Here is a 23,773-nt window from a genome sequence, read left to right as displayed (position 1 = left end):
TTTTATTTTCTGGAGCCCGTTTTAATTTAAAACACGCAAAACAAAAATCGGTATTTTGTTGATAAAAATGCCACAAAAACAACCGACTGAGCAGCGGTACTGGCATGGGGCGATGGGAGTGGTATGCTGGCAGGGATATTGGTGAGGCATCACCTTTAAACCTTCAAGGAGAGAAAATGAAAGTATTGGCGTTTGCAGCTTCGAGCAGCACCGAGTCCATCAATAAACAGTTGGTGACGTATGCGGCCAGTCTGGTTGATGGCGCAGAAACGGAAGTGCTCGACCTGAATGATTATGAATTGCCGCTGTTCAGCGTTGATCAGGAAAAGGCGCTGGGTCAGCCTGATAAAGCAAAAGCATTTTTCGAGAAAATTGGTCAGTCTGATGTGTTAGTGATTTCTTTTGCTGAGCACAATGGCTCTTATTCTGCGGCTTACAAGAACCTCTTTGATTGGGCATCGCGCATTAACCAAAAAGTGTTCCAAGGCAAAAAAACTGTCTTGTTATCAACGTCCCCGGGCCCAGGTGGTGCGCGTAACGTGTTGGCTGCTGCAACCACCTCTGCACCGCATTTTGCCGCAGACGTGACGGCCAGTCTTTCTGTCCCTTCTTTCTATGATAATTTCGATATGGAAACGGGATCGTTGAAAGACGAAACGTTGAACAATGCATTGAAAACTGCCATGGCATCGTTGGCGTCGTAAAACGCTACCTTTTCAACATGGCGGCAAAGAGGTCGCCATGCTTCTCCTTTAGACACATTTCGTCACACTTCTTCCTCACTTGTTACTGATTCTTTTGCGCTTTTTGTTTGGCTGTACAGCTAACAGAAAGGATCGCTTGTCATACTTCTGCTGTCATGGCCGTATTTTCTAACATTCCTTATTTGTCTGTTATCAATATGTGCAATTATGTGCATTCGTGAGCCGCAAATAATGTCGGCTAAACAATGGCTTGAAGCACATCAAACGGCCTCAAGTGAAATGCGTTTCTATAAAGTAATCAGTAAACCTTGGTATTCATCCCATTGAGGGGGAGTGTTAAGGAAAAGGAGAGAAAAATGGTCAACCGGAAGTTACTGCTTCCTGCGCTGATTAGCGCAACGCTATTGGTTGGTTGCGGCGGTAAAGAAGCACAACAAGGCGGCGGGTTTGTCCCTCTAGTGTCGGTCGAAGCTGCACACGTGATTGATTATCAAGCGCGTCAAACCTTTGTTGGGCGAACGCAGGCCGTTGAAGATGTCAGCATTGTTCCGCAGGTGTCTGGTTACCTGAAAGAACGTTTTTTCAAAGAAGGTGAATTGGTTTTTCAAGGTCAAAAGCTCTATCAAATCGATCCTTCTTTGTATGAAGCCAAAGTGGCGAGCGCGGATGCCGCGATTGCGCAGGCAAAGGCAGGCGTAACCAATACCACTTTGGATTGGGAACGCGGAAAAGATCTTTTACCTAAAGGTGGCATTAGCCAGTCTGAATTTGACCGATTAACCGCGGTGAAACTGCAGGCAGAAGCGGCGCTAAAATCTGCGGAAGCGCAGTTGAAAGGCGCTGAAGTTGATATGGCCCATACCGAAATAGTTGCTCCTTTTACCGGCCGTATCAGTGAAAGTAATGCCAGTATTGGCGACTTGGTTTCACCATCAACGGGTGTGCTTACCACCATCGTCAGCCTTGACCCAATGCAAGCGGCTTTCTCCATGAGCGAGAAGCAGCGCTTAAACATGGGTGCAGATTTGATCTCGGGCAGTGGCGAAGGCCGTAGCGGCAATGCGGAAGTGTTCCTGAAACTTGGCAAAGGGCATGACTATAAACACGCAGGTCACATTGACTACATTGGTAACCGTATTGATCTAAAAACGGGCACCATTGCCCTGCGCGCGAGCTTTCCTAATCCTGAATTTCGTTTGTTACCTGGCCAATATGTTGAGGTGGTAGTGCGCGACAAAGCCTCCACGCCTAGCATTGTCATCCCACGTTTGTCGGTACAAACCGATCTGGAAGGGGATTACGTCATGGTGCTAAAAGAAGGGAACATAGTTGAACGTCGAAACGTGGTGTTAGGTGTGCAAACCGACACTGGCGTTATCGTTAAAGACGGCTTGCAGATAAAAGAGCAAGTGTTGGTGAAAGGTCTGCAACGTGTTCGTAACGGCATGACTGTACGTCTCCAAGATCAGGGAGCGTAATCGACGATGTTGAGCCGCTTTTTTATTCAGCGTCCAAAGTTTGCGCTGGTTATTTCGATTATTCTGACGCTGGCGGGGGCAATCGCATTGCTCAATCTGCCCGTCGCAGAATACCCAAGAATCAGCCCTCCTTCCGTTAACGTGTCTGCGATTTATTCAGGTGCAAGTGCTGAGGTGGTTGAGCAGGCCATTGCCGATCCGATTGAAACTTCGGTCAACGGCGTAGAGAACATGATTTACATGTCCTCAAAAAGCGCCAATGACGGCTCATACAGCTTGAACGTGACGTTCGACATCGGCACTGACCCTGATATGGCACAGGTGAACGTGCAAAACCGCGTGGCGCAGATTGAATCTAAACTGCCGCCAGAGGTGCGTCAGGTTGGCGTGACGGTGAAGAAACGTTCTCCTGACTTGTTGATGGTGTTGAACTTCTATTCTCCCGAAGGGAAGTATGACGACCAATTTCTGGTTAACTACATCAACCTCAACGTGAAAGACCAACTGGCGCGTGTAAAAGGCATCAGTGAAGTGAACGTTGTGGGCGGTGGTGAATACGCCATGCGCGTATGGTTGAATCCAGAGAAAATGGCCAACCTTGGCATTACCACGTCTGACATTCGTTCCGTGCTGGCGGAACAGAACGTGCAAGTGGCTGCGGGCGATATTGGTGCGCCGCCATTTAACGACGCGCAGGAAATGACCTTTAAACTCGTGACACAAGGCCGCCTTGGGTCCGTGGAAGAGTTTGAACAAGTGGTTGTGCGTGCTAACACCGATGGCAGCATGGTGTATTTGAAAGACGTTGCTGATATCTCTCTTGGCCGCAAGTTCTATTCGGGTAATGGTAAATACCGAGATCGCCCAGCATCTATCGTGATTTTGAACCTCCAGTCTGACGCGAATGCGCTGGAAAGTGGTGGTCTCATCATGGAGCGCTTGGACGATCTTTCAGAGAACTTCCCGGAAGGCATGGCATATGAAGCCAGTTATGACACGACTTTGTTCGTTGCGGAATCCATCAAAGGCGTGGTCAAAACACTGATTGAAGCTGTGCTCTTGGTTATCGCCGTGACCTACCTGTTCTTGGGCAGTTTCCGTTCGACCTTGATTCCGGTCGTTGCGATTCCCGTATCACTGGTAGGTACGTTTGCCATCATGTTGGCGGCGGGTTTTACCATCAATACCGTGACCTTGTTTGGTTTGATACTTGCCATCGGTATCGTGGTGGATGACGCCATCTTGGTTATTGAGAACGTTGATACCAACATGGCGAAAGACCCGAGCCTGACACCGCGACAAGCCACGCTGATCGCTATGAAGGAAGTGACGGGGCCGATCATTACCTCCACCTTGGTATTGTTGGCGGTGTTCCTGCCTGTTGCGATGCTACCGGGTATCACAGGTATCATGTACCGTCAGTTCGCACTGACTATCTGTATTTCAGTACTGATTTCTTCTATCAATGCGTTAACGCTGTCGCCAGCACTGTGTTCTCTTGTCTTGAAACAAGGCGAAGACAACCATGCGCGTTGGTTTAAGAAGTTCAACCGTGGGTTGGAAAAAGTCACGAACAAATACGGCTCGGTCGCGGGCTTCCTCGTTCGAAAAACCGTGGTGCTAGGTACCTTGTTTGTTGTTGCTGTTGGAGCCGCGGGTTATTTCGCGAAAACCACATCAACCGGCTTTGTACCGCAAGAAGACAAAGGCGTGCTATTGGTCAACATTCAGTTGCCAGATGCTGCCTCTTTGTCGCGCACGGAAGAAGTAACACGCAAGCTGACGCAAATCGTGAAGAACGAGCCGGGCGTTGATGGTGCAACCGTTGCGAACGGCTTTGCCTTCCTAACGGGCGCAGCTGCGTCAAACGGTGCGTCGATGTTCATCAAGCTAAAAGACTGGGAAACCCGTCAGGCGCTTGAGGGTGAGCATGATGCGTTCTCTATCACCAATCGCATTAACGGCGCAGCGGCAATGCATTTGCCTGAAGCGATCGTGTTTGCGATGGGGCCGCCAGCTGTTCCGGGAATGGGTGCCGCATCGGGCTTTGAGTTTGTGTTGGAAGACACGTTAGGCCGCAGCCGAAGTGACCTTGCCATGTTGATGCAGCAGTTGATGGTAAAAGCGAATGAGCAGCCTGAGATTGCGCGTACTTTCAGTACATTCCGTGCAAATGTGCCGCACTTTTATGTGGATATTGACCGTGAGAAAGCCAAGCAGCTAGGCATTCCACTTTCTGAAATCTTCACCACGCTTCAAGGTAACTTGGCGTCGATGTATGTGAACGATTTCAGCATGTACGGCAAGAACTACCGTGTCACGATTCAAGCAGACTCGGATTACCGTAACGACCTTGATTCCTTGGGTCGATTCCACGTGCGTTCCAACTCTGGGGATATGATCCCTCTCAGCACCTTGATTGATGTTGAGCAAGTGTTTGAGCCTGATGTGGCATGGCGTTACAACATGTACCGTTCTGCTGTCATTCAAGGCTCACCCGCTCCGGGTTATTCATCGGGTGATGCGATTGCTGCGATGGAGCGTGTTGCGGCTGAAATGCTGCCACAAGGCTACCAGTACGAATGGACTGGCATGGCTTACCAAGAAGTTCAGGCCGGTAACCTTGCTATTTATGCTTTCATTCTGGCACTGATCTTCATTTACTTGTTCATGGTGGCGCAGTATGAAAGCTGGAGTATTCCGTTAGCGATCATTCTCGTTGTGCCCGTCGCGACGCTGGGTTCTTTCCTTGCGCTTGCAATGACAGGCACACCGCTGAACTTGTATGCGCAGATTGGTTTGGTTCTCTTGATTGCACTGGCTGCGAAGAACGCAATTCTTATCGTGGAATTCGGTAAGTATGAGCGTGAAGAGAAAGAGATGTCGATTGCAGATGCGGCAGTGGAAGGCGGTAAGCTTCGTTTCCGCGCGGTGAACATGACGTCTTGGTCATTTATCCTCGGTATTATGCCGTTGATTTTTGCAAGCGGTGCGGGACATATCAGTCAGAACTCCTTGGGTATCTCTCTAACGGGCGGCCTGTTGTGCGTATTGTTGGCCGGTACATTCCTGATTCCTGGCTTCTTTGCTTTGATTCAGCGCTTACGTGAAAAGCACCACGGCGGTTCGACGAAATTGGCAGAGTTAGACGACTAATCTCGCCAAAACGAAACGCCATTGAAAAGCACCTTCGGGTGCTTTTTTTTGTACCCAGTTCGGCAGTTACAGAACAAGGGCGTGTTTAGAGGGGTGTTAATGGCTTGTGGTTTGGTGCCAACGTGCGGAGAAACTGAAAGCTTGATAGGGCGTTTAATGTGATTTGCTTCCAAATCTGGATTGATAACTTGGAATGGGACCTCAAAGAGTTAAGTGATGAACATCTAAGGTATACCCCGTATCAATCTTCTAGCCGATCGTGTTCACCAAAATGACGTTCATTGGCAACATACTGCCTTTATGTTCTCTCCGTCCAAGAACAAAATTATAAAAATCACAAAACGGCATGTTGCGTAACGTGTCTGTTTTTGATGCGAAATCATCTCATTGATACGATTAATAGATTCATCAATAGCTGATTCATTCATCAAGTTGAAAATCATTGTGTGTACTTTGGGGGACTGCTAGATATCTGCTTCTCTTTGATTCTTTGTGTGAATCAAAGAAGGAAATGACACGTTATGGACTGATTCTTTCCACGGTGTCCATAAGCCTTCGTGTCAATTTTTGTTTATGGAGAAGCATGAATGACAACGCTCTTTAGCTTGATAGTGATCTTTGCTGTCGGCTACCTCATCGTAAAACGTTACAACCCACAAACGACACTGTTTATCGGCGGTATGATCCTCATGGTCGCCGGCATTTTCTTCGAAACAGGCATGCCGTTACCTGAATCAGCATCAAGCGGCTCTGTTGCCCTCGATATATTCACCTTTGTAAAACAGACCACGAGTAAAACGGTTGCAGGTCTTGGCCTCATCATCATGGCCGTGGGTGGTTTCGCGCACTACATGGATCATATCGGTGCTTCTCGCGCGCTGGTGAGCATTGCGATTAAACCGCTGGGGTACTTCAAAGCACCCTATTTAGTGATGGCTTTGGGTTATTTGATAGGTCAATTCCTCAATATCTTCATACCGAGTGCGTCAGGGCTTGGTTTGTTGCTGATGGTGACTTTGTATCCAATCTTGGTTCGCTTGGGCGTGAGCAAAATGTCGGCGACCGCAGTGATTGCGACAGCGGCCTGTTTGGACTTGGGGCCAGCTTCAGGGAACGCGAACCTTGCCGCTCGTACGGCAGACATGCCTGTGACGGAATACTTCATTTCTTATCAACTTCCCGTCGCGCTAATCACCATGGTCACGATTGCCATACTGCATTTGTTTGTTCAACGCTGGTTCGATAGACGAGAAGTGGAGAATAACGACACTGAAATCAGCGCAAGCGAAAGCGAGTGTAACCCACCGATTTGGTATGCATTGCTGCCCGTTATTCCTTTGGCGTTGTTGCTGATTTTCAGCCCGATGGCGATTGAGTCCGTGAAGATCGATGTGGTGACAGCAATGTTCGTCTCGATTGCAGTTGCGATGTTGTGTGAAACCTTCCGCCGTACACCAAAATCTGTTTTCAGCGATATTTTGGTGTACTTCGATAGCATGGGCCGCCAGTTCGCTCGCGTTGTTACCCTTGTTGTTGCGGGTCAAACGTTCGCACACGGCCTGAAAACCACAGGTTTGTTGAACACCGTCATTGATGGTGCGTTGGCGGCAAGTGTTTCTCCTGCACTGATGGTTATCTTGATGGTACTGATCATTGCACTGGCTGCCATCATCATGGGATCGGGCAATGCGCCATTTTTCTCCTTTGCTGCTATCGTGCCTGACATCGCGGGTAAAGTGGGAATTCCTGCCGTGGCGATGTTAATGCCGATGCAGCTTGCGTCTGGTATTGCGCGCTCAATGTCGCCGATTACGGGTGCTGTTGTCGCGGTGGCGGGAGTGGCAGGTGTATCACCGTTTGAACTGGTAAAACGTACTGCCATTCCAATGGTGGGCGCGTTGATCGTCTCAACGGCAGCGTCACTTGTCATTGGCGTATAACGTGATGTAGCGATTACAGATAAAACGGAGCAGCCCAGTGGTAGTTCACTGGGCTTTTTATCGTCTTTTATCCGTGAGTAGTTCAGGAACAAAAAATATGTGGTTGTTTGTTTATTTCTCTAAAGAGATAATTCAACTGTAGCGATAATGAGCCGGAATTCTGTATTTACTGATAAAGAGTAAAAATTATCGACATGCAATTCGCGTTTAATGTGTGATGATTTTAATTTTTCGTGTTTTAATTTTCTTCAATTAAATTGTTAAAATTTTTTCAGTTAACCATTTTTAAATATATTTTCATTCTTTACTGCTGTTTTTATTGTGATTTTTTTGGTGTGTAGGTGGGGGTATGTTTGTTTTTAATGATTCTCGTAAAGTGAACATGAAGCAATGGTGAATTTACGTTTACTATGTGCGAGTGAAAATAAAAGGTCTGCATGACGAGGTGTGTTTATTCCTTCCGGGATTGTGCTCTTTTTTTTGAGAATGATAATGGGAGAGGTGCATGTCACGCGCAGTCAATATCCTATCTGTATCTAAAATATTTTTAGATTCTCTTAGAGAAGCAGTGCTCGCTCTTCTTCCTTTTATGTTTTTGCGCTCCGTTTGGATATTGTTCAATATTATCAATGCGCATTTTTTGTTTATGGAATCCAGCATGGCTGGCTCGTTGTCACAGCTGTTTGGGCTTATTTTCCCTTTGTTGTTGACGATATCACTGGCTTATCACCTTGCGCTCGGTTTTTCCTATGAACGGATCCACGCCACTATTTTAACCTTGCTGTTGTTTCTCAAGTTCTCTGGGTACATTCAATTTTCAGAAGACGGTATCGTGCTTTCCAGCGACTTCGTTTTGCCACAAGCGATTGCTATTCCCGTCTTTGTGTGTGTGTTTTATGTCGTTTTACGTCGTGTTTTCACTTTTTCTATCGATCGAAAAGGGGTCTTGAATCGGTCTTTAAAACGGCATATCGATGCGACGTTGCCGTACATCGTTATCTACCTCATTGCCTTACTATTAACGCCAATCATGCACCACTTTTCGCTTACGCCATTTGTCAGTTGGGTCGCTGAACTCTCTATGCAGTGGCAAAGTGTGTTGTATAACTTCTTCATTCATTTGTTCTGGTTGGCGGGTATTCACGGGGCTGCCGCATACTACACCTTCTTTGACGCCCAATTTGTCACAGACATTTACGTTTCGAACATTCCGTTCACTCAGTTTTTTGATTTGTTTGCCGTACCAGGCGGGGCGGGTGGTACTTGGTCTTTGATCTTGGCGTTACTTCTCTTTTCGCGTAATCAACATGGCCGTGCTATCGCAAAAATATCGCTGCCCTTTGCGCTGTTGAACATCAATGAAATTTTGCTGTTTGGGCTGCCTGTCATTTATAACCCCATGCTTGCCATTCCTTTCATTTTGGTGCCGCTTGTTAATCAACTCCTGGCATTCATACTGTTTTCTGTGTTCCCCATTAGCGTCGTGAATCTCGACCTTAGTTGGATTACGCCCGTGTTTGCGAATGTGTGGTTGGCGACGGATGGCAATGCCATGGCAGTGTTGGTGCAAGGTTGCCTCATTGCAATTGGCGCAGTGATATATCGACCTTTCATTCGGCGTTTTGAAGTGGACAGCAATGAAATGCTCGGCGATAAGCTTGCGCGGCGGTTGCGTCTTAACGGCAGAGTGTTGGCACACGGCGACATGCTGCTGAATAAAGCGCAGAATGAATTGGGTGAGCAAGTTGCAACGGTGAATGATCATATGAAGCAACTCTTAGAAGGGGATTTAAAAGTCTACTATCAACCGCAATACAACGTGAAAACGGGCATGTTGTCTGGGCTAGAAGCCTTGTTGCGAATTGAAAAAGATGGTGTGGTAAGTAGTCCCGCTTTTTTGAAAGATTTCATTTCTGCAGGTATGGCGAGTCCCATTGATGTGTGGGTATTGGAGCAAGTGGCGTTGGATATGAAAGATTGGCAACAACGCGGTCTTCTCCATACCAAAGTCAGCATGAACCTGACGGTGGAATCGTTGTTGGATTCAGAGCATATCAACAATATCAATACGATGTTAGGTGGCCTTCCCCTCGTGGTGGAAATTACCGAATCGGGCTACATCCAAAACCAAGTTGAAGCACAATCGGTGATCTTACAGCTTCAAAATCAAGGTTTTCATGTGGCCATTGATGATTTTGGTTCTGGCTATGCCAGTCTCTCTATGTTGGCAAAACTGAAGGCTGATTTCGTTAAACTCGATCGTCAGTTCTTAGAAAACGCGTCATCACCTGAAGGTAAGATTTTGTATCACCATATAAGTAGCGCACTCAATGAAATGGGATACACCGTTATTGCAGAAGGCGTGGAGAGTGAAGAAGAAATGGCGCTCATTCAAGCGTGTGATATCGAGTTTGTACAAGGGTATTTTTACCAGCCTGCGCTAAGTAAACAGCGCATTGAAGAAGTGCTTGAAGGTGCGGGTAAGGCGTGAAGGTAGCGCGAGGCCTTGAACGTGGATTGGAGTGCGAAAGTGTAGAGGAAACATCGATATAGCGCCGAGACCAAGAAGCTCGATCTCAAGCGCTTATCGATGTTGATTGCTCGTGTTAATGCTGGGGTAAATCTGGTTTCGGCCTTACTTTCACAAGACTCTCGATAATGGTGATCGCCAGACCAAACCAAATCAGGCCAAAACTCACGGTTTTTACGCTATCAAACGCTTCGCCAAACAGGACCACTGCCAATACAAATTGCAGACTGGGTTCGATGTATTGCATGAGACCAACCATCGACATTTTGGCGTGTTTCACGGCTTCAGAGAAAAAGAACAAAGGCAAAAGCGTGATAGGCGCAGCCCCTAAGTACAGCAAAAGTGTCGAGAAATCCCCAGATACCGCAACACTGGTGCCGACGCCGATTTTGTAAGCCATATATATGGCAGCAATCGGGAACAGCACGATGCATTCAACGAACAAAGACGTGATCGCATCATAATTCACATAGCGTTTGCACCAACCATACATCGCAAAAAATATCGCCATTAACATGGCTGCAATAGGTACTTCACCGTATTGGACAATCTGATAGCTCAAACCGAGTGCGCCAAAAACCACGGCGGCTTTTTGACCGAGTGTCAGTGTTTCTTTGAACGCAAGCACACCGAGAGCAATCACTAAGAGTGGATTAATGAAAAAACCCAAACTTGCGTCTAACACGCGATCGTTGGTCATTGCCCATGTAAATGCACTCCATGAGATACACATCATTACAGAAGCAAGCGCAGAGAAGCCAAAAGAACGTTTGTCTGCAGTAAGCGTTTTCCAATTCGGCGTTTTGCCTTTCCGACACTGCAGCATCAGCAAGAGGAAAGGCACTGATGCAGCGATTCTTAGGGCAAGCAGCTCATCCATAGCGGCGTTAGGCATAAATTGGTAGTAAAGCGGCATTGCTCCCCATAAAAGAAACGCTATCGCCGCCATCACGTTACCAAAACGTGTCGGATTCATTGAAGTACCTGAATGGAAAATAGTCAGAAGATGCGGGATTTTATAACCAGAACGGCATTTGTAAAGCGATAAGGGTAGAATAAAAACGTTGCCATGCTCATTGTTTTTTCAAGTGATTGAAAAAACATCTTATTGTGAATGTTTGAAATGTATTTATTGTATTAATACAGGGTTTTAACAGCATTTATTTAACATTTATTTCGAGCGGGAAGTGACAGTTTTATTCGGGGGATACGGTGCGATTTTACAAGTTAACAATGAGAAATTGGCCACGTTTTATCTTAACGTGACCAAGTGGTGGTTATGGTAAGTTTTTAATGCTGTCAGCCATACTGATTAAGCGGTCTAAAATTCTCTCGCCATCTGCACGAAGACCATTGTGTTCATACTCATTGGTGATCCATGCGCGGCTCTTCGGAATGCCTTTGAGTGTCTCGCACGAGTAATCCATTTCTACATACATATCATCCGCATACACCGCACAAACGACAGGCACGGTGTTGCTGGCCAAAGCATCAACGTCATACAGTGCTGGCCAATCTGCTTTTGATGCCAATCGATCTGCAGCACCTTTCAATGATGTCAGATTCTCCATCTGATCAAACATCCACGGATACACCATCTCACCGGTAAACAAGAAGGGTTTGCCTTGTTCATAGTTGAACTCTGGGAAAGCGTGGTGACGAACGCGGTGAGCAGACCAATTTGACGCATCGCCTTGGTTATAAATAGGCTCATGCAAAAAGGCATAGATAGGGTTGGTTTGATAGCTTTGTTCGGCAAGCATAGCGTGCAAGAAAGTATCACTGAGGATCTTGCCATGGGCCGTTTCGATGAATGCTTCTTCAAGCAAATAGTACATGGGCAGGTTTGCGCCACTGCGACCTAGGTTAATCCCGATTTGCTGGAATTGCTCAACAGTAAAGCGTTGTCCATTGGGGAGTGTTACCTGGTTATCAAGCAGGTAATCCGCGATTTCAGCGCAACGTGCTTGAGCCGATGGGAATTGCGCAAACAAGGTAAGGTTTTTATCGAGTACTCGCTGATAGGTGGCACGATATACATCGTCAGCAGGGCGCGTTAGAGAGGGAACACCCCCTGTGATATAGGCACAGGTAAGGCTTTTGGGATAGAACGATAGGTACGTCAACGAGCAAAAGCCACCAAAGCTCTGTCCGAGGGTTGACCACTGTTTCACGCCGAAGGCTTCCCGGATCGTTTCTGCATCACGGACAATGTTATCTGCTCGGAAATGCGAAATATAGTTCGCTTGTTCTTCGTCCGTCATGTGTGCAAGGGTTTGGTGGGTCAGTGGCGAACTCAACCCTGTGCCGCGTTGGTCTAGCAGAAGAACGCGATACTGTTGTAATGCGCGTTTTAGCCAACCGCTTCGCGCATCAGGGCGTGGAGAAGGAAACCCCGGGCCACCCTGGAAATAGACTAACCAAGGGAGTGTGTCTCCCTCTCGATCACGATCGAGATCGACGACTTCACGCGCGAACACAGAAAGCGTGTCACCATTTGGTTGTGTGTAATCAAGGGGAACATCGAAAGTATGTTGGCGAAAAAGTAAATCACCGTCGATAAATGTTTTCTGCATGAGGGTCTTACTGCCATTTGTGAATATGACACCACGTTAGCAGATCATGACGTGGATTTACCGAAAAAACATCATGCGACGGTGCTTTCAAGCTGTTCGTAGATCTCGGTCAACTCCGCCTGTGCCAGTAAATGCGCGATGGCTTCGCGAATGCGGTGAGGCGGTTTTTCACTGAAACATACGCCAAGTTGAAGGCCTTCCCCGCAGCTTTGTACGTTAGCGATCTCACCGGAAAACGCGAGAGGCGATTCAAACAGCTTGTTGAACACCACACGAATGCCTTGGCCTTTTTCGACTAACAAACTGCTGGTGACTCTAATACCACAGCCTGTGAGCGAAATATCGGATAGCTTTGCAATCGCCATGCGATCATCCAATTCAAGCTGAACGATGCGAGAAATCGAAAAACGCGGGTTCTTCCGCATTCTATGTATGCCAATAGATTGAGGGATCGCAATCGCGAGCATTTTCTCGGGGCGATGCATAACGCTCAGAATATGACTTTGGAATGCAAATATATCGCCAAACTTAGATGCTGATAACCCGCGAACCACGACATGAAACATCGAAGGATCTTCCAGTAGTTTCCCCAGCTCGCGATCGGCAGGCATTTCAATCAATACGTATTTCTTGTCACGATAACCAATCACACGCGACGCACCGCCAAAGGCCTTGGATTGGTCTTTGTATCGAAGCTCAAGCGTCAATGGCGTGCCAACAGGGAGCATGGGCAGGAATTGTGAAGGGGTCAGGGTATCGGTCGTCTTCATGTCTATTGCAAACGGTAATTGTTGATGGTCGCCGTCTTACGCTTTTCGTTGATCGTGTTATAACGCGATTGATAAGTTACTAAGCAATGCGGCGGGGTTCGCTAAACAAGGATGGTGCGACCGATCATTAATTAAGTCAATGATTTAAGCCATAACAGTGTGTTAACTGAATACCCATTAATCAAATGTGGTTAAATGCCTCGTCAATTTGGTCATTTCGACGAAGAGCGAGGAAGGACACACGCACCTTTTGAGCAAGGTTCACAGCGAAATTTCCCTGTGAAGAGGTAAGAAATGCGGTATCGATTTCGCGCAAAGAACAAATAGGCGCGATCAGCAAACCAACGAATAACAGGCCAACGCAATATCGCAATCCAACGTTTTTTGCCCACCAATGACCACGCTTTATGTGTCACGTCTAAGCCCAAAAGCAGTTGCCCATCGGCGTTGTTGAGAGGGTCTGTATCAGACAGAATGCCATGCAGGATACTGCTCGCAGCAGCAGGGTCGATAGTTGGGTAACGTGATTGAAAATCCGCCGCGAGAATGTCTTCAAACCGCAGGTGATTTTGCGTGTTTAACGCACGAAGCTGGTCCATTTCTGCTACGCAAAGTGGGCAACTGCCGTCATAGAAAACTGTGAGCGTCATTCAATAAGCTCCTATAAAGTGCAATAAACTATGATACGGCGTTGAATTCGATTCGGATTGACAGAATATCACTCGTTGAACAAGAAATAATCACAGGGGGTGACGACATGGAATTTTATCAGGCATTTTTAACCTTAACGCTGGTGCATTTGCTTGGGGCAGCTTCACCGGGGCCAGACTTCGTGATGGTGTCACAGCAGTCTTTGGTGCATGGTCGTCGCGCGGGATTGCTCGTGAGTTTAGGTATTGCACTTGGCCTTTCCGTTCACATTATTTATTCCTCTGTGGGATTGGCGACAGTGATCAGCGAATCGTCCGCGATTTTATCTGTGATGAAATACTTGGCAGCCGCTTACCTGATTTACCTTGGCTGGAAAGGCATTCGTAGCAAAGCTTCGGTAGGCGATGACGAGCAACAAGCTGATATCAAACCGCGCTCGGCTGGGAAACTTATCTCAATGGGGTTTGTGTGCAATGCATTGAACCCGAAAGCGCCACTTTACTTCCTTTCTGTGTTTACCCTTGTACTTTCTCCTGATATGCCGATTATCGAACTGGCATTATTGGGCGCATGGATGATGTTTATACAAATGGTGTGGTTTGGGTCTGTGGCCTTGGTGCTTTCTAAGCCATCAGTGCAAGCGAAGTTCAAGAAAGTCGGCCACTGGGTTGATAGGGTGTTGGGTTCAGTGATGTTGGTGTTTGGCTTGAAGCTGCTTTTCACCAGTACAACAAAGTAAATGAAGACGAGAAAAGGTGTGCGTAGTTGGAAAGTATTACGCATATTGCGCTCAACAATGGATGAACTGAAAGAGCTCAAATGACCACACAAGCGACCGAAGACGATTTGATGTATGCCTTGTCAGATCTGTTTATTGATAACGAAGTGGAGTACGCATATATCGCGGCGGTGGCGCGTGAATTCCCACTCGCTGAGGTGGAAATTGCTCTCTTTCGTTTTGTTGCTCCCGTCTGTTTTCAAAATCTTTCTACTCCTGTGCCACCAGTTTGGGCAATGTTTGATAGGGAAGAATTGTTGTCAGACATTGAGAGATTAAAAAGACGACAAGCGACAGCAGGTTGGTGGCGAACAACTAAAGCTCGATGGTTGGAAGCGTATTTACGACGGCGTTTTTGTGATGAATGGGAAACGCTCAAGTCGGTCATTGATGCAGATGCTGCATTTCAACAATAAAAAAGGGGCGCATAACAGCGCTCCTTTTTATGTTCAAGCACTTTAGGTCAAAGCACTTAAAATCAAAAAACCTAGCGTCATAAACGCCGCTTAATGCGTATTAATAAGGCGCAGTGCCACGGATAGGGTAGTTGTTGTCTGGGTTGCGTATCCAGGTCAATCCGTTAATCAGGGTTTGTAAGTCTGGTCGAGAGAACGGGTTGTTGGCGATATCGACCACTTGCACTGTGCCTTGTTCATTGATGACAAAGAGGCCAGGTTCCGCGAAGTGATGGTCTGTTTCCTGCTCTGAACGCGGCAGCGACACATACAAGCCTAACTCACGCATTTGTACTTCGCTGAGGCCATAGACAAACGGAAACGATACCTCCATGCGAGACTGGTGTTCTTCAAGCTGTGCTTGGCTGTCGCCAGAAACGGCTAGAATGTCCACCCCAATGTCGGCAAGGGCCGACTTGAAGGTTTCGAGCTGATTAAGGTATTTGGTACATAAGGGACAATGGCGACCTCGGTAGACCACCACCATTTGCCATGTTGCGCTCTCGCGCGGCTTTCCTAAGGTGTGCGCATTGCCATCCAGATCTGACAGTGTGATGGCCGGGAATGCGCCACCCGCTTGAAGTTTTTTGGTATAGCTCATTATCAGGCTCCTCGTGTAATCGTTATCGCTGTTTCTGATGTTCTTGCGAGCTTGGGTTTCACCTCTCTTCCCCACCTACTTTGTTGTTGAACTGCTAGGCTGTCAATCAGTGTACTTTTTGTAACCTAGTTACTTTTTTCGCAAGCCGACAACACAGGCTTCTCCAGAGTTATGTCTGCGATGGAATATGTCTTTATCTCGCCCAGTATCAAAGAGAACCCTAAATTAGCTCTTTTTTTAGTAGTCCCAATTTTGCGACGACATACTTTTCAAAAAACCGATATAACGCTCTGACTTTATTACTGCTATCTGCTTTTAGTGAGTCAATGCGCTGACACTTGCCGGCGCTTGATGTGGTTGAAAAATAAACAGCCATTTTGTTAACATTGGTTACATATGTTAACCAGGTTACTTAAGGTGACTATATGGTAGTCACGTCACTTGATGTAGCAAGAGTGGGTAGGCATGAGAACAATGGAAAACGCAAAGAAAGCGGAGAATAAGGCTAGCACTAACGGCAAACCTGCCGCTTGTTTAGAGCCATGCCCCATTGAACGAGGCATGCGGATCATCGGTGGGAAATGGAAGGCGTCAATCTTGTGGCATCTAAAAGATGAGCCTGTGAGGTTTAACGACCTTTGTCGCCAATTGGGCGGTGCGAGTAAAAAAATGGTCGACCAACGGCTCAAGGAAATGGAGCAGTATGGATTGGTTAATCGCAACGTTCTGAGTACGCGCCCAATCGCGGTGAGTTATGAAATTACGGATTTTGGCCGCTCTGCACTGTGTGTGTTGGAAAAGCTGAGAGACTGGACGGAAGAATATGGGGTCTAGTTAACCCCTGTCACAGCCATGTTTTTATGCGCCTGCCTTGCAGGGTTGACGGAGTAAAAAGACATCTAGCGTGATGTAAAAAGGACAAACCATGGAAAACGATAAAAATAATGACCTCGGCACGACACCTAAAAAGGTGTTGGTGCTTTTTGCACATCCCTCGCTGCGCCGCTCTGAAGTAAATGCGCCTTTATTTAAAGTGGCTCAACAAGCAGAGGGTGTCACCGCTGTCGATCTTTATGCGGAATACCCGACGTTACACATTGATATTGATCGCGAGCAGAAGCGTTTGTTGGCGAACGACATCGTGATCTTCCAATTTCCCCTTTACTGGTATTCGACGCCTTCTATTTTGAAAGAGTGGCAGGATTTGGTATTGGAATATGGGTTTGCGTATGGCTCACAAGGAACCGCGCTTCACGGCAAAACCTTTATGTGCGCGATTTCTGCTGGTGGTAAAGAAGAGTTTTATAAAGCTGATGGTTATAACCACTTTAAAATTCGTGAGCTTTTGCATCCGCTAGAGCAGATGTCGAATCTCGTGGGCATGCGTTATATGGCACCGTTTTCTTTGTTCGGGTCTCGCACTGCGGTCGAGGATGGAAAAGTTGCCAGCCATACCGAAGGCTATCGCCAGCTGTTATCGGCCTTAGTGAGTGACACGCTGGATCTTGATGTTGTCGCGAAGCGTGAAAAAGTGACGGCAGCCAACCTCAGCACCATGATGAAAGGAGCGACATCATGACGGGTATTTTTCTGCAAGCGTTCATCTATTTGGTCGCTGCTGTTATCGCAGTACCAATCGCAAAACGCCTGGGCTTAGGTTCGGTACTGGGTTATCTCATTGCTGGCGTAGTGATTGGCCCTGTTGTGGGTCTTGTGGGCGATGAAACCACCACCATTCAGCATTTCGCAGAATTCGGTGTGGTGATGATGCTGTTTTTGGTCGGCTTGGAGCTTGAACCAAAAATGCTGTGGGCAATGCGCAATCGCTTAATGGGATTGGGTGGCCTGCAAGTCGGTTTAACGACGGCAGCGGTCATGGCCATTGCGCTTAGCTTTGGTTTGCAGTGGAGTATCTCACTGGCAATTGGTTTGATCTTCGCGCTGTCTTCAACAGCGATTGTCCTTCAAACATTTAATGAGAAAGGGCTGACCAAGACAGAAGGCGGACGCAATGCGTTCTCTGTTCTCTTGTTCCAAGATATTGCCGTGATCCCAATGCTGGCGTTTATACCGCTACTCGCGCTGCCTGAGCTGGTGGCTGCGGCGCAAACGGCAGCAGCAAACGCAGCAGAACACCATGAAGAAATGAGTTTGGTTGCGGGCCTACCGGGTTGGGCGATGGGCTTAGTGATCACTGGCACCATTGCGGGTGTTGTGGTCGGTGGGCATTTCTTGAGCCGTCCATTGTTCCGCTTTGTGGCAAGCTCCGGCCTTCGTGAAATCTTCACGGCAACCGCATTGATGCTGGTGATTGGCATCGCGGCTTTGATGAGCCTTGTGGGGTTGTCGCCAGCGCTGGGTACATTCCTTGCGGGTGTTATCTTGGCGAACAGCGAATTCCGTCATGAATTGGAATCTAACATCGAGCCGTTTAAAGGGCTGTTGTTAGGGCTTTTCTTCATCACGGTAGGTGCGGGCATCAACTTTGGTATTTTGTTCGAAGATTTCTTCTTGATCATTGGCCTCACCATTGGGTTGATGGTGCTGAAAGCCCTCATTTTGTTGCTACTGAGCTTTATTTTCAAAATCAAAGGGAGCAGCCGTTGGTTGTTTGCATTGAGCCTTGCGCAAGCGGGTGAGTTTGGTTTCGTGCTTCTCAGCTTCACCACACAGAACCATGTGTTGCCGATGGACATCGCACAGTTGCTATCACTGGTGGTCGCAATCTCTATGTTCCTAACACCTGGGTTGTTTATCTTGTATGACAAAGTCATCTTGCCACGCTATGAAAAAGCGTCGAATGATCGCGAAGCGGATGAAATTGACGAACAAGGCACTGCCATCATTGCTGGTGTCGGTCGTTTCGGTCAGGTGGTTAACCGCTTGCTGACGGCAAATGGCGTAAAAACGGTTGTTCTTGATTATGAAGCCACCCAAGTGGAAAACCTTCGCCAAATTAACATCAAGAGCTTCTTCGGTGATGCGACACGTCCTGATCTGCTGCACACCGCAGGCATTGAAGAAGCGTCGTTGTTGGTGGTGTCTATGGATAATCAAGAAACCACGACCGAGCTGGTGAGATATGTGAAGCATACCTATCCACATGTGAAAATCATTGCGCGTGCGTTTGACCGTGGGCATTCCTACATGTTGAGAGCGGCGGGGGCAGATTATGTCGAGAAGGAAACATTCCACTCCGCGATTGAAGTCGGTGCAACGTCACTGCGCTGTTTGGGTGTGCACCCATTTTTGGTCGAGCAGCAAAAAGCCAAGTACCTTCGCTTAGAAAATAGCAGCTCTGAAATGTTGTATGAATCTTGGATGGGCGGCGAAGAAACAGAGTCGTACGATAATCACTATCAACATTTGTTTATCCAGTTGGAAGAAACCATTCGTGATGCCATGGATGAAGATCGTATGGATCGACATGGGTTGACGGAACGTGAGTGGACGCCACCGCCGAAAGATTACCTTGATGATTTTACCGATCACCCATTGGACGAAGTGGTCGATGATGAGGATGATCTTTCTGGTAGTGAGAAGCCAGCATAATGGAGCTTGTGCCCTTCGGTGAAAATGACGCGGCGCAGCTTTGCGCTTGGATCCCTGATGCCTCGGCGAATTTTCAGTGGGGTGGGCCGGCGTTTTCTTTCCCACTGACGCCTGACCAGATCTGTACGCACATTGCGCGTGAAGAAGTAGCACCGTATTTAGTAAAACATCTTGAAGAAGCGGTGGGCTACATCGAGCTGTTTCGTGTGTCCGACAATGAGTACCGTTTGTGTCGTGTACTCATTGCTTCACCGACGCAAAGAGGTAAAGGTTTAGGGCACCAATTGGTTGCGCTGGCGTTGGAAAAAGCGCGGGTGATTCCGAACGTGTATAAAGTCTCCTTGGCGGTGTTTGCGCACAATACGGCGGCGATTTCCTGCTATTCCTCTTTGGGGTTTGTAGTATTGCCTGATCACACCAAGACACGCTTCTTTAACGGAGAGTCGTGGACGTTACTCCGTATGGAACGTTGGCTGTAGCCGGCACCTATACAAACCAGTAGGTAGGCAGTCGTCATTAACAGAGGGTGTTGAAACCAAGGCCAAGTAAATTAAAAGCCAGACATGCTGTCCAGTATGTCTGGCTTTTTCATGTGTAATCAATCGGGTATGAAATATCGCCACACTGCTTGATATGTCATCAATGCAGATTGCGCACACCTTGATTTAATGTGATTAAAATCACATTTATGGATCTGTGTGCTGTTTGTATGCAGTAAATGTTTGTCTCGACGCGTTTTCTGAATACTCTGGCGACCGTTCCACAATCATCGGCAAACTGCTTGAAAAAGCAGGACGCAAAGCTTCCGGTCTAAGGGCAATTACCCAATAAGAGGTAACAGCTTACGACAGCGGGGCCGCCATTTTCTTGGTTCACGAAGAACCTGCTCGTTAAGACGCGTTTTCGTAGAAAGCGACGTTCCACAACACGAGTCTCCGAGAAAATGTTCCGTTGCGACGTTTGTCAGTGCTGTGGGTGAATTTATAAACACTCAGGAAGTACAAACATGCTCAAACTACGATCGACCCTTCTTCCCCTTTCGGCTGCATTGTTTAGTGCGGGCGCGATGTCTCATGGTTATATCAGTGCGTATGATGGCGGCGTGGCTGCGGGTCGTGCTGCTTTGTGTAAGGCGGCAACCGCTGATACAGGCGAACAGAACGCAAATTGTGGACAAGTACAATGGGAGCCTCAAAGTGTTGAGGGCCCTGAAGGATTCCCGGAATTTGGCCCAGAAGATGGCAAGCTTGCAAGCGCTGGCCTGATCCAATTTTCTCCGCTGGATGAGCAGACGGCATCACGCTGGGTTAAGCGTCCTATTGCTGCGGGCATGAATGACTTCGAGTGGACGTTCACCGCGAACCACGTGACCCGTAGCTGGAAATATTACATCACAAAACCAGACTGGAACGTCAATCAGCCGCTTTCCCGTAACCAACTCGACTTAACCCCTTTCTGTGTGGTTGAAGGCAACATGCAAAAGCCACCTAAACACGTTCTTCATGCATGTGATGTTCCAGTACGTGAGGGTTACCACGTCATTCTAGCGGTGTGGGATGTGGGCGATACTGCCGCTGCTTTTTACAACGCGATCGACGTGCAATTTGGTGGTGACCAACCGGTATTGCCAGAGTGGTCAGTCGCGGGTCAGATTTTCCCAGGGATTAACTTGGCGAAAGGCGACAAAGTGTTCACTCGCGTGTTTGATAATGAAGGCGAGCGCCCTGAATTGACCACACGTCTTGAAATCAACTCTGAAAAAGCGGGCATCGCGAACAACTGGTCGCATGATCTTGCCGTGAAAATTAATGATTCACACAATGATGCAATCAAAGCGGGCCAGCCTGATGGCAAAGGTAAATTTGTGCCTGCATATGGCGCAAACCCAGTCTACCTGAAAACCGACAGTGGATTAGCACGCGTTGAAGTGGGCTATGAGATTGCATCGCCAGGGCTTGACTACAACATCACGATTGAGGGTCTGAAAAACGAATACATGCTGAGCAACGAGCCTGTCACACTGGATCTTGCGGTGACGGCATCTGGTGACTTAACCGTTGAAATGACCGTGTATAACCATGCCCAAGAAGCTCTTGCTAACGAGAGTTTGGCATTGAAAGACGGCACAACCGCCTACGTTGATATGGTGCTAAAGAGCCCGACAGCGGGTCATCACATGCTGGTATCTCGCCTGAAAGACAAAGACGGTAACCTTGTTGATCAACAGTTATTGGATTTTCATTTGATTGAGCAAAGCGATCAATGTGGTACTGATCCTGATGCGGTTAACTTCCCTGTGTGGAATACGGACAGCATTTATACGGGTGGCGACAAAGTCAGTTACAACGGCTTGGTATGGCAGGCGAACTACTGGGTAACAGGTGCAGAACCTGACAACAGTGATGCGTGGTCGCTTGTGAGCAACATGCCTGTGCCATGGACACAAGGCAAAGCCTACAACGGCGGCGAGCAAGTGATTTTCGATGGTGAGCTGTATCAAGCAAAATGGTGGGTGAACAGTAGCCCTACATCTTCCCCTGAAGCGTGGGAGCACAAAGGTGCGTTTGTTTGCGAATAATCGCAATTGTTGTGAAGATGCAGAGTGCTGAACTCTGAATAACGTCGTAAAAACCACACGCTAAAAGAATGAAAAAAGCCCGACACGGGGATGTGTGCATCGGGCTTTTTTGTTTTGCTCTTTCTCGTGTCGATTGACCACTATTTTGTGACGTATTTAGTGGTGCATTTTGTTGTGCATTTTTTCAACCAATGCCTTTAGTTCGCTGGCAGCGAGCTTGGCAAAGGTTTGTAGATTTGTTGCGTTGTGTTCAGTGTCTTCGTAAACCGCTTCAAGGTTATCGATCATTAAATGTTGCTCACGTTCGATTTCCGCTGCGACTTCGACTTTCTTTTCTTTGTTCTTTTTTGCCGCTGCTTCGAGTTCAGAAAGCAACTTGCGCGCACGACTGATTTCTTCCATTAACTCGTCATACGATAATTTTGAATCTGGCATCTTGGCCTCCTAGCTAAGCAAGATTAGGAATAATGGGACAACGAAGAACACAAACACGATGTAGGCCAAAGGATATAGCTTGCTTCTTGCTGCGAGGTCGCCCATGTAGGCGGCGCCTTTGAGTGGTATCTCCCGTAAGAACGGAATACCAAATATGACGGCCACGGCTAATACATTATAGACAAGGTGTACCAGTGATATTTGGAGTGCAGCATCCGCGAGCTCACCACTCACCGCGGTGGCAGCCAGCAATGCCGTTACACACGTACCGATGTTTGCGCCCAAGGTGAAAGGATAAATCTCACGTACCTTGAATACCCCAGAACCTACCAATGGAATCGCCAGGCTCGTTGTGGTCGAGCTAGATTGCACAAGAATCGTCATCAAAGTGCCGGAGAAAATGCCTGAAATGGGGCCTTTACCGATGGCATTGTGAAGAAGCTGCTTCGCTCGGCCTACCATCGCGACCTTCAGCAATTTGCCGATGATGGTGATGGAAATGAAGATGCACGTGATGCCCAACAAAATCATGATGATGCCACCAGTCGGCTCACCCAAAGATTCCAATGCGCCTTTGACTGAGTTGATCACCGGCTTGGTGATGGCTTTCATGAAGTTGAAGCTGCTCAAACTCATGCCGTCAGAACCTGATAGTGGTGACACCATCCATGCACTGACCTTCTGCAAGAAGCCTGTTGCGATTTCTAATGGCAGGAAGATAACAACCGCCATCAAGTTAAAGAAATCGTGAATGGTGGCAGCTGAGAATGCACGTTTGAATTCTTCTTTGTCACGCACGTGGCCCAAGCTCACTAAGGTGTTAGTGATGGTTGTACCGATGTTGGCACCCATGACCATAGGGATGGCCGTTGCGAGAGGCAAACCGCCTGCAACCATGCCCACGATGATGGAGGTTACAGTGCTAGAACTTTGAATGAGGGCAGTACATACCGTACCGATAATGAGGGCAGTAAAAGGGTTTGAAGCAAATTCAAAAAGTTCTTTAGCTTGTCCGCCAGTGGCCCACTTAAATCCTGAACCAATCATGCCGACGGCTAAAAGTAACAAGTAAACCAAGCCTACGATCTTGATCCAGACCATAAAGTCAGCGCGTTTACCTGTTTGTTTATTTTCGGCTTCTAACTGTGCCATATCCTTTCCTTGTGATGGAAACCAACATATTTATCGTTGTGGTTTTCTGTACGCACGCAGAAGGTAGGATCGAAATATGACAGTTATCTTACAGCCAGATGACAGGCACTACTGATGGGATGCAATATCAAAATTGAGACAAATTTGTAACTGTTGCACTTTTGTTGCGCTAAATTCTGAGGTGAGGCGTCAGTAAATATAACCATCCCGTCTGAGAATGTGTGCATCTTGTGTTCAATGAAAACAGGTGAATATCCGGCAGGTATCATCGAGCACAAAGGGGTAAGTCGTAGAGGAAATTTAGGGGTAAACGGTCAAGAGGATAGGGACTATGAGTTGCGGCCTGAACAGAGGCAGAGAACGAGAGTGAATAAAGGGTGACTAAATGAGGTGTGACTATAGAGGGCAAGGCTCTGC

19 protein-coding genes and 1 riboswitch are annotated in these 23,773 nt (G+C 47.5%); of the genes, 12 read left to right on the top strand and 7 right to left on the bottom strand.

Annotation, left to right across the window (positions count from 1 at the left end):
- Positions 1-176: 176 nt before the first annotated feature.
- The 5 genes from BCT27_RS10810 to BCT27_RS10790 all read left to right on the top strand — a co-directional run bounded on the left by BCT27_RS10810 (position 177) and on the right by BCT27_RS10790 (position 9,769).
- On the top strand, positions 177-704 hold the full coding sequence (locus BCT27_RS10810; RefSeq protein ID WP_102395804.1) for an NADPH-dependent FMN reductase: 528 nt from the start codon (positions 177-179) through the stop codon (positions 702-704).
- A gap of 356 nt (positions 705-1,060) precedes the next feature.
- Entirely contained in the window at positions 1,061-2,182 is a 1,122-nt protein-coding gene (locus tag BCT27_RS10805; protein ID WP_102395803.1) for an efflux RND transporter periplasmic adaptor subunit, read from the top strand.
- A 6-nt stretch (positions 2,183-2,188) separates the two neighbouring features.
- Positions 2,189-5,338 (top strand): efflux RND transporter permease subunit, encoded by a 3,150-nt coding sequence (locus BCT27_RS10800; RefSeq protein ID WP_102316876.1) that lies wholly within the window; start codon positions 2,189-2,191, stop codon positions 5,336-5,338.
- Positions 5,339-5,925: 587 nt separating this feature from the next.
- On the top strand, positions 5,926-7,278 hold the full coding sequence (dcuC, locus tag BCT27_RS10795) for a C4-dicarboxylate transporter DcuC (protein ID WP_102395802.1): 1,353 nt from the start codon (positions 5,926-5,928) through the stop codon (positions 7,276-7,278).
- Positions 7,279-7,936: 658 nt separating this feature from the next.
- On the top strand, positions 7,937-9,769 hold the full coding sequence (locus BCT27_RS10790) for an EAL domain-containing protein (protein WP_102395801.1): 1,833 nt from the start codon (positions 7,937-7,939) through the stop codon (positions 9,767-9,769).
- 115 nt (positions 9,770-9,884) lie between these two features.
- Here the strand turns inward: BCT27_RS10790 and rarD are convergent, their stop codons facing one another.
- The 4 genes from rarD to BCT27_RS10770 all read right to left on the bottom strand — a co-directional run bounded on the left by rarD (position 9,885) and on the right by BCT27_RS10770 (position 13,804).
- Positions 9,885-10,784, bottom strand: a complete 900-nt coding sequence (gene rarD / locus BCT27_RS10785; protein ID WP_102395800.1) for an EamA family transporter RarD — start codon at positions 10,782-10,784, stop codon at positions 9,885-9,887.
- Positions 10,785-11,085: 301 nt separating this feature from the next.
- On the bottom strand, positions 11,086-12,384 hold the full coding sequence (locus BCT27_RS10780; protein WP_102395799.1) for an alpha/beta fold hydrolase: 1,299 nt from the start codon (positions 12,382-12,384) through the stop codon (positions 11,086-11,088).
- Positions 12,385-12,455: 71 nt separating this feature from the next.
- Positions 12,456-13,154, bottom strand: a complete 699-nt coding sequence (locus BCT27_RS10775; RefSeq protein WP_102390855.1) for a PilZ domain-containing protein — start codon at positions 13,152-13,154, stop codon at positions 12,456-12,458.
- 212 nt (positions 13,155-13,366) lie between these two features.
- The gene (locus BCT27_RS10770) at positions 13,367-13,804 is read right to left on the bottom strand and encodes a thiol-disulfide oxidoreductase DCC family protein (protein WP_102316882.1); all 438 of its coding nucleotides are present in this window, start codon (positions 13,802-13,804) and stop codon (positions 13,367-13,369) included.
- A 107-nt stretch (positions 13,805-13,911) separates the two neighbouring features.
- Between BCT27_RS10770 and BCT27_RS10765 the strand changes: the two genes are divergently transcribed.
- Both BCT27_RS10765 and BCT27_RS10760 read left to right on the top strand, forming a co-directional pair.
- Complete coding sequence (locus BCT27_RS10765; protein WP_102390853.1) at positions 13,912-14,544, top strand: LysE family translocator; 633 nt, start codon at positions 13,912-13,914, stop codon at positions 14,542-14,544.
- Positions 14,545-14,624: 80 nt separating this feature from the next.
- Positions 14,625-14,999: a DUF7079 family protein gene (locus BCT27_RS10760; RefSeq protein ID WP_102316884.1), complete on the top strand. Its 375-nt coding sequence runs from the start codon at positions 14,625-14,627 to the stop codon at positions 14,997-14,999.
- A 100-nt stretch (positions 15,000-15,099) separates the two neighbouring features.
- Here BCT27_RS10760 and BCT27_RS10755 read toward each other — a convergent pair whose 3' ends face one another.
- Complete coding sequence (locus tag BCT27_RS10755; RefSeq protein WP_102395798.1) at positions 15,100-15,639, bottom strand: redoxin family protein; 540 nt, start codon at positions 15,637-15,639, stop codon at positions 15,100-15,102.
- Between the two features lie 474 nt (positions 15,640-16,113).
- Here BCT27_RS10755 and BCT27_RS10750 point away from each other — a divergent pair, with 474 nt between their 5' ends.
- The 5 genes from BCT27_RS10750 to gbpA all read left to right on the top strand — a co-directional run bounded on the left by BCT27_RS10750 (position 16,114) and on the right by gbpA (position 21,769).
- A complete protein-coding gene (locus BCT27_RS10750; protein WP_102316886.1) occupies positions 16,114-16,473 on the top strand; it encodes a winged helix-turn-helix transcriptional regulator in 360 nt (119 codons plus the stop codon).
- A 91-nt stretch (positions 16,474-16,564) separates the two neighbouring features.
- A complete protein-coding gene (locus tag BCT27_RS10745) occupies positions 16,565-17,218 on the top strand; it encodes an NAD(P)H-dependent oxidoreductase (protein WP_102316887.1) in 654 nt (217 codons plus the stop codon).
- Positions 17,215-19,191 carry a monovalent cation:proton antiporter-2 (CPA2) family protein gene (locus BCT27_RS10740; protein WP_102316888.1) on the top strand — a complete coding sequence of 659 codons (1,977 nt, stop codon included), beginning with the start codon at positions 17,215-17,217 and terminating at the stop codon, positions 19,189-19,191. The genes BCT27_RS10745 and BCT27_RS10740 overlap by 4 nt, the downstream gene beginning before the upstream one ends.
- A complete protein-coding gene (locus tag BCT27_RS10735; protein ID WP_102395797.1) occupies positions 19,191-19,670 on the top strand; it encodes a GNAT family N-acetyltransferase in 480 nt (159 codons plus the stop codon). The genes BCT27_RS10740 and BCT27_RS10735 overlap by 1 nt, the downstream gene beginning before the upstream one ends.
- Positions 19,671-19,952: 282 nt before the next feature.
- A riboswitch (cyclic di-GMP riboswitch) is annotated at positions 19,953-20,055 on the top strand.
- A 142-nt stretch (positions 20,056-20,197) separates the two neighbouring features.
- The gene (gbpA, locus tag BCT27_RS10730) at positions 20,198-21,769 is read left to right on the top strand and encodes an N-acetylglucosamine-binding protein GbpA (RefSeq protein ID WP_102395796.1); all 1,572 of its coding nucleotides are present in this window, start codon (positions 20,198-20,200) and stop codon (positions 21,767-21,769) included.
- 156 nt (positions 21,770-21,925) lie between these two features.
- Here gbpA and BCT27_RS10725 read toward each other — a convergent pair whose 3' ends face one another.
- Together BCT27_RS10725 and BCT27_RS10720 are read right to left on the bottom strand one after the other, a co-directional pair.
- Complete coding sequence (locus BCT27_RS10725) at positions 21,926-22,204, bottom strand: hypothetical protein (RefSeq protein WP_017016531.1); 279 nt, start codon at positions 22,202-22,204, stop codon at positions 21,926-21,928.
- A gap of 9 nt (positions 22,205-22,213) precedes the next feature.
- Positions 22,214-23,356, bottom strand: a complete 1,143-nt coding sequence (locus tag BCT27_RS10720; protein WP_017016530.1) for a Na/Pi symporter — start codon at positions 23,354-23,356, stop codon at positions 22,214-22,216.
- Between the last annotated feature and the right edge of the window lie 417 nt (positions 23,357-23,773).

Origin of the sequence: Enterovibrio norvegicus (genome assembly GCF_002876705.1) — a bacterium.
Lineage (GTDB): Bacteria > Pseudomonadota > Gammaproteobacteria > Enterobacterales > Vibrionaceae > Enterovibrio > Enterovibrio norvegicus_B.
The sequence above is the reverse complement of the archived record's forward strand: the minus strand, read 5'-3'. Positions and strand labels throughout refer to the sequence as shown.

Coding starts and splice junctions, on each gene's coding strand:
- BCT27_RS10755 (WP_102395798.1), bottom strand. CDS start 15,639: ATGAGCTATACCAAAAAACTTCAAGCGGGTGGCGCATTCCCGGCCATC.
- gbpA (WP_102395796.1), top strand. CDS start 20,198: ATGCTCAAACTACGATCGACCCTTCTTCCCCTTTCGGCTGCATTGTTT.
- BCT27_RS10790 (WP_102395801.1), top strand. CDS start 7,937: ATGGCTGGCTCGTTGTCACAGCTGTTTGGGCTTATTTTCCCTTTGTTG.
- BCT27_RS10770 (WP_102316882.1), bottom strand. CDS start 13,804: ATGACGCTCACAGTTTTCTATGACGGCAGTTGCCCACTTTGCGTAGCA.
- BCT27_RS10745 (WP_102316887.1), top strand. CDS start 16,565: ATGGAAAACGATAAAAATAATGACCTCGGCACGACACCTAAAAAGGTG.
- BCT27_RS10735 (WP_102395797.1), top strand. CDS start 19,191: ATGGAGCTTGTGCCCTTCGGTGAAAATGACGCGGCGCAGCTTTGCGCT.
- BCT27_RS10775 (WP_102390855.1), bottom strand. CDS start 13,154: ATGAAGACGACCGATACCCTGACCCCTTCACAATTCCTGCCCATGCTC.
- BCT27_RS10805 (WP_102395803.1), top strand. CDS start 1,061: ATGGTCAACCGGAAGTTACTGCTTCCTGCGCTGATTAGCGCAACGCTA.
- BCT27_RS10810 (WP_102395804.1), top strand. CDS start 177: ATGAAAGTATTGGCGTTTGCAGCTTCGAGCAGCACCGAGTCCATCAAT.
- BCT27_RS10720 (WP_017016530.1), bottom strand. CDS start 23,356: ATGGCACAGTTAGAAGCCGAAAATAAACAAACAGGTAAACGCGCTGAC.
- rarD (WP_102395800.1), bottom strand. CDS start 10,784: ATGAATCCGACACGTTTTGGTAACGTGATGGCGGCGATAGCGTTTCTT.
- BCT27_RS10750 (WP_102316886.1), top strand. CDS start 16,114: ATGGAAAACGCAAAGAAAGCGGAGAATAAGGCTAGCACTAACGGCAAA.
- BCT27_RS10765 (WP_102390853.1), top strand. CDS start 13,912: ATGGAATTTTATCAGGCATTTTTAACCTTAACGCTGGTGCATTTGCTT.
- dcuC (WP_102395802.1), top strand. CDS start 5,926: ATGACAACGCTCTTTAGCTTGATAGTGATCTTTGCTGTCGGCTACCTC.
- BCT27_RS10800 (WP_102316876.1), top strand. CDS start 2,189: ATGTTGAGCCGCTTTTTTATTCAGCGTCCAAAGTTTGCGCTGGTTATT.
- BCT27_RS10760 (WP_102316884.1), top strand. CDS start 14,625: ATGACCACACAAGCGACCGAAGACGATTTGATGTATGCCTTGTCAGAT.
- BCT27_RS10740 (WP_102316888.1), top strand. CDS start 17,215: ATGACGGGTATTTTTCTGCAAGCGTTCATCTATTTGGTCGCTGCTGTT.
- BCT27_RS10725 (WP_017016531.1), bottom strand. CDS start 22,204: ATGCCAGATTCAAAATTATCGTATGACGAGTTAATGGAAGAAATCAGT.
- BCT27_RS10780 (WP_102395799.1), bottom strand. CDS start 12,384: ATGCAGAAAACATTTATCGACGGTGATTTACTTTTTCGCCAACATACT.